The sequence below is a fragment of the Vibrio ulleungensis genome (assembly GCF_016900875.1).
Classification (GTDB): domain Bacteria; phylum Pseudomonadota; class Gammaproteobacteria; order Enterobacterales; family Vibrionaceae; genus Vibrio; species Vibrio ulleungensis.
Genome location: NZ_JAFEUM010000010.1, coordinates 1 through 13,445, shown reverse-complemented (window position 1 = coordinate 13,445; position 13,445 = coordinate 1). Strand labels below are relative to the sequence as shown.

At 45.0% G+C, this 13,445-nt stretch carries 10 protein-coding genes, 2 tRNA genes, 1 rRNA gene and 1 pseudogene; 2 read left to right on the top strand and 12 right to left on the bottom strand.

Features of this window, described 5'->3' with window-relative positions; translation table 11 throughout:
- The first annotated feature begins 132 nt into the window (after nucleotides 1–132).
- A complete protein-coding gene (locus JQC93_RS18220; RefSeq protein WP_205159782.1) occupies nucleotides 133–870 on the top strand; it encodes a copper homeostasis protein CutC in 738 nt (245 codons plus the stop codon).
- 25 nt (nucleotides 871–895) lie between these two features.
- Here the strand turns inward: JQC93_RS18220 and phoU are convergent, their stop codons facing one another.
- From phoU to phoB, 7 genes and pseudogenes are all read right to left on the bottom strand, one after another.
- A complete protein-coding gene (gene phoU / locus JQC93_RS18215) occupies nucleotides 896–1,597 on the bottom strand; it encodes a phosphate signaling complex protein PhoU (protein ID WP_205159781.1) in 702 nt (233 codons plus the stop codon).
- Nucleotides 1,598–1,627: 30 nt separating this feature from the next.
- Complete coding sequence (gene pstB / locus JQC93_RS18210) at nucleotides 1,628–2,443, bottom strand: phosphate ABC transporter ATP-binding protein PstB (RefSeq protein ID WP_205159780.1); 816 nt, start codon at nucleotides 2,441–2,443, stop codon at nucleotides 1,628–1,630.
- A 1-nt stretch (nucleotide 2,444) separates the two neighbouring features.
- Nucleotides 2,445–4,031 (bottom strand): phosphate ABC transporter permease PstA, encoded by a 1,587-nt coding sequence (gene pstA / locus JQC93_RS18205; protein ID WP_205159779.1) that lies wholly within the window; start codon nucleotides 4,029–4,031, stop codon nucleotides 2,445–2,447.
- Between the two features lie 21 nt (nucleotides 4,032–4,052).
- A pseudogene (locus JQC93_RS20530) lies at nucleotides 4,053–5,087 on the bottom strand (ABC transporter permease subunit); the annotation flags it as partial.
- A 1,085-nt stretch (nucleotides 5,088–6,172) separates the two neighbouring features.
- Entirely contained in the window at nucleotides 6,173–7,144 is a 972-nt protein-coding gene (locus JQC93_RS18195) for a PstS family phosphate ABC transporter substrate-binding protein (RefSeq protein WP_205159778.1), read from the bottom strand.
- A 44-nt stretch (nucleotides 7,145–7,188) separates the two neighbouring features.
- Nucleotides 7,189–8,478, bottom strand: coding sequence for a phosphate regulon sensor histidine kinase PhoR (gene phoR / locus JQC93_RS18190; RefSeq protein ID WP_205159777.1), 1,290 nt, complete (start codon nucleotides 8,476–8,478; stop codon nucleotides 7,189–7,191).
- Nucleotides 8,479–8,496: 18 nt separating this feature from the next.
- A complete protein-coding gene (phoB, locus tag JQC93_RS18185) occupies nucleotides 8,497–9,186 on the bottom strand; it encodes a phosphate regulon transcriptional regulator PhoB (protein WP_084886696.1) in 690 nt (229 codons plus the stop codon).
- Nucleotides 9,187–9,367: 181 nt separating this feature from the next.
- Between phoB and rdgC the strand changes: the two genes are divergently transcribed.
- Nucleotides 9,368–10,264 carry a recombination-associated protein RdgC gene (gene rdgC / locus JQC93_RS18180; protein ID WP_205159776.1) on the top strand — a complete coding sequence of 299 codons (897 nt, stop codon included), beginning with the start codon at nucleotides 9,368–9,370 and terminating at the stop codon, nucleotides 10,262–10,264.
- A gap of 75 nt (nucleotides 10,265–10,339) precedes the next feature.
- Here the strand turns inward: rdgC and JQC93_RS18175 are convergent, their stop codons facing one another.
- The 5 genes from JQC93_RS18175 to rrf form a co-directional block, all read right to left on the bottom strand.
- A complete protein-coding gene (locus JQC93_RS18175) occupies nucleotides 10,340–10,594 on the bottom strand; it encodes a YfhL family 4Fe-4S dicluster ferredoxin (RefSeq protein ID WP_084886694.1) in 255 nt (84 codons plus the stop codon).
- Between the two features lie 2 nt (nucleotides 10,595–10,596).
- A complete protein-coding gene (gene trhP, locus JQC93_RS18170; RefSeq protein ID WP_205159775.1) occupies nucleotides 10,597–11,979 on the bottom strand; it encodes a prephenate-dependent tRNA uridine(34) hydroxylase TrhP in 1,383 nt (460 codons plus the stop codon).
- 862 nt (nucleotides 11,980–12,841) lie between these two features.
- Nucleotides 12,842–12,918 (bottom strand) — tRNA-Trp (locus JQC93_RS18165).
- 105 nt (nucleotides 12,919–13,023) lie between these two features.
- Nucleotides 13,024–13,100, bottom strand: a tRNA-Asp gene (locus JQC93_RS18160).
- 40 nt (nucleotides 13,101–13,140) lie between these two features.
- A 5S ribosomal RNA gene (gene rrf / locus JQC93_RS18155) occupies nucleotides 13,141–13,256 on the bottom strand.
- Nucleotides 13,257–13,445: the final 189 nt, after the last annotated feature.

Genomic DNA, 13,445 nt, shown 5'->3' with positions numbered 1-13,445 from the left:
TATCGCTAAGCAATTAGCAGCCAAGGTATAGGTTAAGTAATTAGCTAACAAGCCTAAATATTGATGAAAGCCAGCACTGTGTGCTGGCTTTTTTGTTATTGTTACAGCCGCTAAATTTACTAAGGTGTTTTGATGTCTGTTTCTACTGAAGTGTGTGTTGATCATATTGAGTCACTGCTGATTGCCGTCAAGGCTGGCGCTGGGCGAATAGAGTTATGCTCCTCACTAGAAGTAGGTGGCTTAACCCCAAGCGCTGGGCTGATGAGTTTGGCTAGGCGTCATTGCAACATTCCGGTATACGCAATGATTAGGGCTCGGCAGGGAGACTTCTTGTTTAGCGATCATGACAAAGAGCAAATGTTGTTCGACATACATCAAGCCAAACAAGCTAATCTTGATGGTATCGTAATAGGTGCGTTGCATACGGATGGCAATATCGACCATGAGTTTTGCCGTGCAGCTATTGCACTAGCGGGCCCATTAGGAGTAACTTTTCACCGTGCCATCGATCACTGCAACAATCATATCGACGCTCTTGAATCCTTAATAAGTCTAGGTATAGAGCGTGTACTCACCTCTGGTGGTAAAGCGAACGCTGAATTAGGAATTGAAACTCTATCTAGCATGGTTAAACAGGCTAATGGCCGCTTATCTATTATGGCGGGTGCCGGTATTAATCAGGATAATGTGGCTAAAATTGTGGCTAAAACTGGGGTTCGTGAAGTTCATTTATCTGGTAAAACTCTACGCGACAGTAACATGCAATATCGAAACGTGGATGCGACCATGGGAAGCTTGGATGTTGATGATTTTTCTATCCCTGTAACCGATTTTGATAAAATCCACGCAGTCACTCAGCTATTAAAATAGTTTTACCTCAACACTTTCTACTTTCTCAACGGAGAAGATCGGCGATTTCATCCTCATCGAGGTGTCGCACATCTTTTCCTTTTACAAAATAAATGATGTACTCGCAGATGTTCTGACACCGGTCTCCGACTCGCTCTATGGCGCGCGCAGACCACATTACTTGAAGAATATCGGGAATGGTGTCTGGATCATCTTGCATAAATTCCATTAGGTGTTTAACTACCTGTTTGTACTCCTTATCCAAGTCATCATCTAACTTATGGATCTCTCCTGCGGCTTCAACATCCATTCGAGCAAACGCATCGAGCACTTGATGCAGCATATTGAGTGCTTTTTGGCTTAGCGCTTCTAACGCAGAGCGATACTTTTGATAAGGCTCGGTGTTAGGCGTCTCAATGGCCGCTTTAGCGATACGACTGGCAACATCCCCAATTCGCTCTAGATCGGTAATGGTCTTAATGATTGCCATCACCAAACGCAAGTCTTTCGCGGTAGGCTGGCGCCGAGCGATAATACGTGTGCAAGCTTGATCAATGCTGACTTCCATCGCATTCACCTTGCGGTCATCTTTTACCACTTGGCGAGCAAGCTCAAAATCTTGCTTGTGTAACGCTTGCATGGCAAAAGCAAACTGCTGCTCAACCATGCCGCCCATAGCCAATACATTACTGCGTATGGCTTCGAGTTCGACATTAAAGCGCTCGGATATGTGTCGTCCAAATTGCATTGTATTACCCTGTGTAATCCCTGCGTACTATTAGCCGTAACGGCCCGTGATGTAGTCTTCTGTCTGCTTTTGTCTTGGTGAGGTAAAGAGTGAATCTGTATCTCTATATTCGACCAATTTCCCCATATGCATGAATGCCGTGTAGTCACTTACTCTGGCAGCTTGCTGCATATTGTGTGTGACAATCACAACGGTGTAGCGCGTTTTAAGCTCGTTTATAAGCTCTTCAATGGTCAATGTAGATATTGGGTCTAGGGACGAGGTTGGTTCATCCAATAACAGCACTTCTGGCTCGATAGCAATCGCTCTAGCCATAACTAAGCGTTGCTGCTGTCCACTAGAAAGCTCAAATGCGTTGCTATGGAGTTTATCTTTCACTTCCTTCCACAGCGCGGCATCTCGCAACGCCTTTTCAACGGCATCGTCTAAGGTGCGGCGCTCTTTGATTCCCTGTAAACGAAGACCATAACAGACATTGTCGTATATAGAGTTGGGAAAAGGGTTCGGCTTTTGGAAAACCATGCCAACGCGGCGTCGAAGTTTAGAGACATCCACATCGGCGTCATAGACGTTTTTGTCATGAACTTTGATATCGCCGCTCAGTTGACAGCCTTCAATCAAATCATTAAGTCGGTTAATGCTTCTAAGCAACGTCGACTTACCACAACCTGAGGGCCCAATGAATGCTGTAACTTGGCGTTTTGGTATACGCATACTGATATTGTGTAGCGTAGGCGTGTCGTTGTAGCTCAGGCTAAAATCGTCAATATCAATGGCGATTTTTTCGCTGGGTAGGTCTTGAATACGCGTCGGCGCATTAAATGTAAAAGCGGAACTCGACGACATATTACTCCATTCCCATTGCTTGATACTTCTTACGAAGGTTATTACGAATACGAATTGCGGTGAGGTTAAGCCCCACCACCACAGTCAATAGCAGCATTGACGTAGCATAAACTAAAGGTCGCGCGGATTCCAAATTACTGGTTTGGAAGCCAACATCATAGATATGAAAACCTAAGTGCATGAATTTACGCTCTAGGTGAATAAAGGGGTACTGGCCATCCACAGGTAAATTTGGGGCTAATTTAACCACACCCACCAACATCAATGGCGCAACCTCTCCTGCTGCCCGAGCAATCGCTAACACTAAGGCGGTAAGCAATGCAGGTCTCGCAATGGGCAATACCAATGTCCATATGGTTTCAAACTTGGTGGCTCCCAATGCATAAGCGCCATCTTTTAACCCCGGTGGAATTCGGGATAGCCCTTCCTCTGTTGCGACGATCACAACAGGCAGCGTTAACAATGCAAGTGTCAACGCAGCCCAGAGCAACCCTGGAGTGCCAAACGTCGGTGTCGGCAATTTCTCGGAATAAAACAAAGCATCGATACTGCCACCAAACGAATAGACAAAGAAACCGAGCCCAAATACGCCATACACAATAGAAGGCACACCCGCGAGATTGATCACCGCGACTCGGATCATTTTAGTGAACCAGTTGTTGCCCGCATACTCGTGCAAATATATGGCACCAATCACGCCTAAAGGCATAACAACAATTGACATAAGGATCACCAAAAACACAGTGCCAAATATCGCGGGGAACACACCCCCTTCGGAGTTAGCCTCGCGTGGGTTGTCTGAAATAAATCGCCCGATCTCTACCAACCAATGAGTGGTTTTTTCAAAGGTATTCATCGCATTGGGAAAATAGACTTGTTCAACCAGTAACATAGGGATAGCAACCTTTTCGCCACCCATTTCTTCGACAATCAATTGCTCAGCAATAAGATTTTCTCGAAGCTCTGTCACTCGAAATTCAGAAGCTTCTACCTGTTCCTCTAACTGCGCTATCTCTAGTGCAAGAACACGTGAATCACTGCTATTGAGCGGTTGAGCCAGTTTCTGCTTTAGTTGTTCAATTTGATAGGCTTTTGCTTTGATATCGTCATCAGTTAGAGATTCAATGGTATCGCGACTGCTTTGCGCCGCATCGACAACTTGTTCAATGCGCTCTACCGAGAGGTCGATAATATCGTCGTGCTCTGTTTTCAGGCCTACAACTCGCCCAAAAAAATCACCGCCCTTTAAACGCCCAACAACCGCTACATCTTTAGGTGTTAATGGGTCTTGTAATTGACTGCGAGCAACGGTGATAAAGTCCAGATCATTGTAGCCGCGATTCGCAACTTTAATCGTCCAAAGCTCTTCATCTACGGGTTGCCAATTGCTGCTGTTTTTCTGATAGATCTGACCAATGATCCTTGATTGAGTGTCATTGGAATTCCACTCAATCAGTGATTGAGGCCAAAAATAAAATAACCCTTGCCAGCCAACAATCAACAAAACGCTAAATACAGAAAACAGCGCAATACCCAGCATTCCTGCTGTTAACCAAACCCATCCTGTTCCATCTCGTAACCATTTCATGTTGATCAAACTCCAGACCGATTACAAAGATCGATACTTCTCTCTCAAACGTTGGCGAATCATCTCAGCCAATGAATTGAGTAAAAAAGTAAATACAAATAACAAAAATGCAGACAGAATGAGAATTTGATAGTGACTGCTCGCAACCTCCGACTCCGGCATCTCTATCGCAATTGTCGAGGCGAGTGAACGCATACCTTCAAAAATATTCCACTCCTGGACTGGCGTATTACCCGTCGCCATCAAAACTATCATGGTTTCACCAACGGCTTTGCCCAGCCCAACCATAATCGCCGACACTATTCCAGAGCTTGCGGTTTGTAACACTACGCTGCTCAGAGCCTGCCATTTGGATGCACCTAATGCAAACGCCGCTTGGGAAAGATGTTTAGGGACAGAGAAAATCGCCTCTTCGGCTAACGTAAAAATAGTTGGAATGACCGCAAAGCCCATCGCAATCCCTACGATAAAACTATTGCGTTGATCATAAGCGATACCACGATCGGCTAAGTAGGTTTGAACGTCGCCAAAAAAATAGCCATTTTCAATGATTGGCGCAGCCCATTGCGCTAGCAACAAAGAGAAAATGATCATCGGTACAACGGTGATTAGGTGCAGCCCGCTTGGGATATTGCTGGTGACCTTTTTAGGTACCCATGACCAAATAAACGATACCAGTACAATAAGCAGTGGAAACAGAAATAAAAATAGCACACTGCTTACCAGATTTTCGTCGATCATGGGTGCAAGCCATAAACCGGCTAGAAAACCGATGATAACGGTAGGCAACGCTTCCATTAACTCAATGGTTGGCTTCACCCACGCTCGTAGGGCCGATGACATGAAATACGCAGTATAAATCGCGCCACCAATAGCGATTGGCACTGCAAACAACATCGCATAGAAAGCAGCTTTGATGGTGCCAAATACTAGTGGGACTAAACTGACCTTCGCCTCATAATTGTCAGCCAGTGCTGTTGTTTGCCATACAAACTCAGGCTCTTCATAGCCATCAAACCACACTTTTCCAAACACATTTTTAAGCGACAATTCTGGTCGATAGCCCCGCATTGGAAGACGATGTAGCTGATCCCCACTCCACCACACCGCTTTATCGATGTTAGGTAAATAAGTAAAATTAACCGCCGCTGACACTGCTGTATCAAAAGAAAGGAGTTCAGAAGTTGTATTGTTGGTCAGTTGCCAAGCTGTTACCCCTTTGCTCGGTTCAAAAATAAGTACGGTTCGGTGTCGATGCATTAAGTCCCATTCAGCTTGCGGATCACCCATATCAAGGTGCGCTAATTTTTGGATCTGAAAACCTTGCTGAAGTGATAACATCGACCAATACTGTAGCTCTCCACTTGCCGTTTGCGCGACAAAGCCAAAACTCCCTGGTATCAAATGCGCCTCTACGATGTCTTCGTCAATGCCTTCAATCGTCGCTAGCGTGTGGATATCGGCGCCATTCAGACGACTGATCAAAATGTTATCCTTCCCCCACAACAGAAGTCCGTCACCGGCACTGGATAATGCAACACCCTCAATGGCGAGACGCTGCCTATTGAGCACCGTTACCTGACGCTTGCCTTTTGAACTCAAATAAGCTGTAAACAATTCACTATCTGTCGTGCCAACTAAGGTCAGACTTTGGCTTTTAGCAACATACGATAAGGATTGCACCTCATTGAGATCGACAGGCAATTCTATGCTGTGTGAAGTGGCAACCGTGTCATCTAATGAATAGACATCAACTTGATTTCTGCCCGACGTCTCCATACGCCACAGTTCGCGACCGCGATTGATTGGTGTAAAGCCGGGGTGAATATATATCTCTCGTTTTGCAACAGGTGTGGCAGTCGACAGTTGGAACCAATCATTTTTGTCGTCCACAGCATAGACAGTGTCACTGACTTGACTGGCGTAAATGGCTTGAGCGTTCTCTGGCAGCACTAAACTGTCTGTACCTTCAGCGAGTCGGTTGTTTTGGTTAAAGATGGGAATGAGTTCCATCGTTAAAAAAACAAAGATGAGCAGAAGCATTGCCAATATGCTTACACCACCAATGCTGACAGTCCAACGACCTATGCGATCTAGCCTTAATCGTTTGCTATTGTTTTCCTGTAAGTTAAATCCCACCGCTACTCTCCCAGACTCGCTGACGAGATCTTACTCAATTCACTTTCTGCTACTTCAGGAGAAACCGCAATATAACCAACCTTCTCTACGATGGCTTGCCCTTCGGAGGAAAAAATATACTTTAGAAACTCGCGCTCGGCCGCTTGCATCGGAATATTAGGGGCTTTATTGATGTAGAGATATAAGTAGCGAGAAAGCGGGTATCTATCGCCGACGATATCTTGATAAATTGGGTAGGTCACTTGGTTATCAAATCCAATAACGCCAATAATCTTGGTACTCGATGTTTCATAACCCGCCCCCGAATAGCCAATAGCGCTAATGTCTCGACCAACCGATTCCACCACAGATGCTGAGCCTGGCATTTCATTGACCTGTCGATGGAAGTCTCCTTGGCACAATGCCAAATCTTTGAATTGCGCATAGGTTCCAGATACCGAGTTTCGTCCGAGACTTTGAATTGTACGTTGAGACCAATCTTCAGACACACCTAACTGCTGCCATTTGCGAATGGATTGCGGCAGTCCACAGCGTCTAGTAGCAGAAAAAATAGCGTCAATTTCACCAATGGTTAGCGCGTCAATCGGGTTACGACTATTGACATAAACAGCAACAGCATCGATGGCCACTTTAAGCTGTACTGGGGGGTAACCATGGGCTTGTTTGAATGCATCAATTTCACTGTCGCGCATTGGACGACTCATTGGTCCAAAGCGTGCAGTGCCTTCGGTAAGTGCAGGCACTGCCGTCGATGAACCACTGGCTTGCACCTGGATATTTACCCTTGGGTATAGACGCGTGAACTCAGACACCCATTCATCCATTAACGTGGATAAAGTGTCTGAGCCGACTGAATTTATTTGGCCGCGAAGTGAGGGCTGTTTTTGATAATCGATTAACTTCGCTTGTAGCGGAACGCTAAATAGTAAAACGATAAAACATAGTACCTTCGCAGGGTGAAAGTGATTACCCATTGACGGCCTTTACTCTCTTATTGCGTTCATCTACGTGTCTTCTGCTAAGCCACCCAGTTGTGTAGAAATTCAAAATAGAAATGACTCCCTTTCCCTACTTCACTCTCAACTTGCAGCATCGATTCATGGTGATTCAGAGCGTGTTTAACAATGGCGAGACCTAGTCCACTACCACCGCTCTCTCGAGATCGCGCTTTGTCTACCCTGTAGAATCGCTCGGTCAATCGATGTAAGTGCTTCGCTTCAATGCCCACACCATTATCTTTCACCGAAAATAGAACACCCGTCCCCTTACGTTTCCAGGTGACGTTAATGGTCGCGTTTTCACCACAATATTTAACCGCATTATACACTAAGTTGGACATCGCACTGCGAAGTTGATCTTCATCGCCAAACACGCGTAACTCAGTATCGACATCAAACACAATCTTGTGACGACCGCCGCTGAGTGCAACGGCTTCGTCCTCTAAGACTGACAGCATCTTGGGCACTTCTACGACATTATCGAGGGCATTATGAGGAGCGGCTTCGATCTTAGACAGCGTCAGTAACTGTTCTACGAGCCCATTCATTCGATTAAGTTGCTCAGTCATCACACCGTGTGCTTTGGGCCAAAGTCCCGGCACCATAGCGGGATCTTCCATCATTTCGAGATAGCCCTTGAGTACCGTCATCGGCGTTCTCAACTCGTGAGAAACGTTAGCAAAGAAGTTTCTTCGCATTCCTTCAAGTTGTCGTAATTGAGTAATATCCCTGACCACCATCAAATGTTCCCCTTCAGTGTAAGGAACAATTCGAAATTCAAGAATATTCTCTACATTACGCGGCGACCGCATTTGCAGAGGTTCGTCAAACTCATTGCGACGTAAGTATTTAATAAAATCAGGGGAACGAATGAGGTTAGAGATAGATTGTTCACTGTCATCGGGCCACCGAAAACCAAGCAACTGCTGCGCGAGTCTATTGCACCAGACAATTTGTCCTTCGCTGCGAAATACGACAACGGCATCGGGTAGGGATTCTGCACCGTTTTTAAAGCGACGAATCAGATTAGACAAATCACGACGCTTACGTCGATGCTGTCCTTGCCAACGATATAAACCGTTGAGTAAAGGCTCCCAACTGCCACTACTTTTAGGGGGACTAAGGCGCCTATCGCTAAATAACCAGTCCGATAAGCGCTTCTGATTGACTGTCTGCCACGCTATTAGGATCACCGACCCCAATAGCAGGAAATTGGCGTAGCTGCCTGTAAGCCATCCAATAAAGAACCACGGAAGATAAAACAAGGTGAGCTGCCAAAGCAGCGTTTTCCAGGTCAGTTTCTCAATCATTTCAGTTTATTATCAACCTTATACTTTGGTTGAGAAACGATAACCGGCACCACGTACCGTCTGCACCAACTTGTCATGCTCTGTTGGCTCTAGTGCTTTGCGCAATCGTCTTATGTGCACGTCAACCGTACGATCTTCCACATAAACATTGGTCCCCCAAATGTAGTTAAGAAGCTGCTCGCGATTGTACACTCGCTCTTGGTGAGTCATGAAGAAATGCAACATTTTGAATTCTGTAGGACCCATATCGATTGGACTCTCGTCCGCTGATACGCGATGCGATACAGGATCTAGCTTTAGTCCACGCACTTCAATAGCATCTTCTAGAGCAGCCGGAGAAACACGACGAATAACCGCTTTAAGGCGCGCTAGCATCTCTTTAGGAGAAAATGGCTTAGTGATGTAGTCGTCTGCACCCACTTCAAGCCCTTTCACTTTATCTTCTTCTTCGCCACGAGCCGTAAGCATCACAACGGGAATACTGCGTGTCATTTCTTGTCGTTTGAGGTGCTTAATAAGATTAATGCCCGAACCACCAGGTAGCATCCAATCCAACAAGATTAGATCAGGATAAGGCTCACAAATTAAACGCAACGCAGCATCATAATCTTCAGCAGCTGTCACTTGATAGCCTTGTTGTTCAAGCACCAAAGTCAACATATCGCGAATTGGAGCTTCATCCTCAACAATGAGAACGCGAATAGCCATAGTCAATAAACCCTTATTCCATAACGTTGCGACGGATTATCAATGTTTTGTATGACATTAATGTGAATTGTGCAATCAAAATATCACACAACGTTCATTTAGTCATACCGCGCTAATAATCATAGAAATTTATCTAAAAATCCCTATGATTGACCTACTTTGAGACATGATGGACAAAAATATGTGGTTTAAGAACGCGCTGGTTTACCGACTAAACAAAGAACTGGAAGAGAACCTAGAAACCTTCGAAAGCCAGTTGGCTGAATTTGCTTTTACGCCATGTGGTAGCCAAGACAAACAAAAATTTGGCTGGAGTTCAGTGATGGGCGATACACTTATCCATGCGGTCGGCAATAACTTGCTTCTTAAAGCTCGCAAAGAAGAGAAAATCTTGCCGGCTTCAGTCGTTAAAGATCAGGTAGAGTCAAAAGTTGCGCTCGCCCAAGCTGACGAGTCTCGTGCATTGACGAAAAAAGAAAAAGACACTCTTAAAGATGAAGTGTTGATTGACCTGCTCCCTAAAGCTTTTACCAAAAGTACTTTTATTCCCATTGTCATTTTGAAGAAGCAAGGCCTGGTCGTTGTCGATAGCAGCAGTCACACTAAAGCAGAAGAAGCTCTCGCATTGTTGCGTAAATCAATCGGCAGTCTACCTGTGGTTCCAGCGATTCCAAACGACGCAATCGAAGTGACGCTAACGCAATGGATTAAGCAAGATAGCGCCCCAGCAAACTACGAAGTGTTGATGGAAGCAGAGCTTAAATCAGTTACCGACGACAGCGTCATTCGCTGTAAAAATCAAAACTTGTTCAGTGACGAAATCAAGCAGCACTTAGAGCTGGATAAACTTGTAACCAAATTGGCGTTACAGTGGGAAGATAAAATTGAGTTTGTCCTCGCCGACGATGGCAGTATTAAACGCCTCAAGTTTTCGGATGAGCTAAAAGACGAGAATGATGACATTCCACGTGAGGATAAAGACGCCCGCTTTGATGCCGATATGGCACTCATTTGCGGAGAGTTCGAGGTCTTCTTGCCAAACTTATATGATGCCTTAGGTGGGTTTGATTCAGAATAAGTATTGTACTAGCTGTACACAAAATAAAATGCCCAGTAGATACTGGGCATTATTGTCTGTGATTGACAAAACAGGCTAAGCTAATCCCTGAATAATGACAAACTTATCAAGAAGCTGCTCTTCAGTCTCCACTCGCTGTGGATCGGTAATGATGCACTTAGTAATGGGACATACTGACTGGCAGGTTGGTGCGTCATAATGACCTTTACACTCAGTGCAAAGATCGGGATCTATTTCGTAAATTTCGTCTCCCATGCTAATTGCGTTATTGGGGCACTCTGGCTCACACATATCGCAATTAATGCAGTTAGACTTAATTTTGAGCGCCATAACTATTTACCTGTTGGATTACGGGTATCCTGCCCCTCACTCAAGTTACGCATAAGCAATGCAAAGTTGAGGTCCAAATCCTTTGGCACAGGTATAAACACGAAGTGGCCGTTACCTTTAGCGTCGTCAATGACTTCGCCTTTACGGTTTTTCATCGCTTCAAGGTTAAACACAACATTGCCCTTTGGCGTCATCAGTTCAAGGCTGTCACCCACTAAGAATTTATTCTTAACTTCGACTTCAACATAGTCACCATCTCGTTTACCGGTAAACTCACCGACAAACTGTTGTGAATCAGAAATAGAGTAGCCATAGTCATAGTTCTGATACGCATCATGTGTATGGCGACGTAAGAACCCTTCGGTGTATCCACGGTGAGCTAAGCTTTCGAGGGTAGTCATTAAGGATTCGTCAAACGGCTTACCCGCTACAGCGTCGTCAATGGCTTTGCGGTAAACCTGAGCGGTACGTGCACAGTAGTAGAAAGACTTAGTACGTCCTTCAATCTTCAACGAATGCACACCCATTTTAGTTAAGCGTTCCACGTGTTGAATCGCACGAAGATCCTTAGAGTTCATGATGTATGTACCATGCTCATCTTCAAATGCAGCCATTTTCTCATCTGGCTTATGGCTTTCTGACAGTAGGACAACTTCGTCAGTCGGTTTTCCTGCACCAATCGTTGTTTCAGGTCTTTCGTCCTGAACCTCAATAGCCTGTGCCGTAGGATCAAATTTTTCGACAATTTGGCCCGACTCGTCTTCTTTGCCTTGCTCTACATTGTATTCCCAGCGACAAGCATTAGTACAAGTACCTTGGTTTGGATCGCGCTTATTCATGTAGCCAGAAAGAAGACAACGACCAGAATAAGCCATGCACAACGCACCGTGTACGAAGACTTCTAACTCAGTCTCCGGGCAATGTTCGCGGATCTCTGCAATCTCTTCAAGAGAGAGTTCACGTGACACAATCACACGCTCTACACCTTGTGTACTCCAGAATTTCACTGTAGCCCAGTTAACCGCATTCGCTTGAACTGAGAGATGAATGGCCATATCAGGGAAAGCTTCACGAACCATCATGATCAATCCAGGATCCGACATAATTAGTGCGTCTGGGCCCATTTCAACCACAGGTTTTAGATCGCGAATAAACGTTTTTAGTTTCGAGTTATGCGGTTGAATATTACATACTACATAGAAACGCTTACCTAGCTCGTGAGCTTCATCGATACCTATTTTTAGGTTCTCATGATTAAACTCGTTATTTCGAACGCGAAGGCTGTAGCGCGGTTGACCCGCATATACCGCATCTGCTCCATAGGCAAAAGCGTAACGCATATTTTTAAGGCTACCGGCTGGCGATAGTAATTCTGGTGTAAACATATTTTAAATACTCTAATCTGATATCAAGTCAGGACAACACCACCTAGTGGCATTGAGGGGCGCAAATCTTAAGCGATTTTGTGTGATTTGCACAGTACTTTTAGCGTTTTATTGCCTCACTCAGCAATTCAGCAACGCCTAAGTTCAGGGAGGTTAAAGTGAAACATCGCAAGGATTTCTACAAAAATTGTTCCACTCACATTTACTGCGCTCTCGCTTAAATCAATCATGTTCGAGGCGACTTTGCCCTTGACAGCACTTTAACTCTCAATCGTCCATAGATACGTCAAATAGAAACACTTTGTATGCAATTGTAACCCTGAGCTCCCTATTACATATTTAAAAACAATATGTTAACAATTATTCAAAACTCAGCTTGCCTCCCATAAACCTTAAACATAACCGCTATAGTGAACAAAAGTATTTCGCGATAGTTTAAGGAGAGAATCATGAATAAAGCCATCAACGCTCTAGGATTAGGAATCCTAACAAGCAAATATATTGTAACGGCCATGCTAATTGGGGCCACCATGACAACATGTACAAGCTCATAGTAGTGACTTGAGTATCGACATTTAATATCTAGGGAGGGGAAATATACACTAAATGCTGTAGGCGACTTTTTACTTAATTTACTTTTATGCCAGCAAAGTGTAAAAAACCAGAATAAACAAGGCGATAAACTTAACCACTAAAATAAGGCCTCACTTTCTATTAATAAAGAGTGAGGCCTTAAATATTGCTCGGAGTACCAGGAAAGCCAACCGGAGATTCGACCGGGCTGACGCTACTACTCGCAACATATCGCTTTGGAAGAAGCAAAAACGAAAAAGGCTCTGACCTAAGTCAGAGCCTTCGAAAATGGCAGGGGTGGAGAGATTCGAACTCCCAACACGCGGATTTGGAATCCGCTGCTCTGCCAATTGGAGCTACACCCCTGCAGTTATTTTAGAGACTTAACATTGTCTTTGAAAAAGTGGCGGAATGGCCGGGCTGGCGCTCCAGCGGGACTCATTCGACCGAAGGTCGAAACCTTCAAATAAGTGGCGGAGTGGACGGGACTCGAACCCGCGACCCCCGGCGTGACAGGCCGGTATTCTAACCAACTGAACTACCACTCCGCAGTGGCGTACTCGCTTTCGCAAGTGTCCATAATTTGAAGCTTGGCAATGTCCTACTCTCACATGGGGAAACCCCACACTACCATCGGCGCTACTTCGTTTCACTTCTGAGTTCGGCATGGGTTCAGGTGGTTCCAAAGCGCTATGGTCGCCAAGCAAATTTTGTTTAAACTCGCCATCAAGGCCAGTTTAATAATCTAGAAAGCTGTTTTAAAAGTTACATCACACATTCAATATTCTTATTTGAGTCCATCAAAACCCTTTGGGTGTTGTATGGTTAAGCCTCACGGGCAATTAGTACAGGTTAGCTCAATGCCTCACAGCACTTACACACCCTGCCTATCA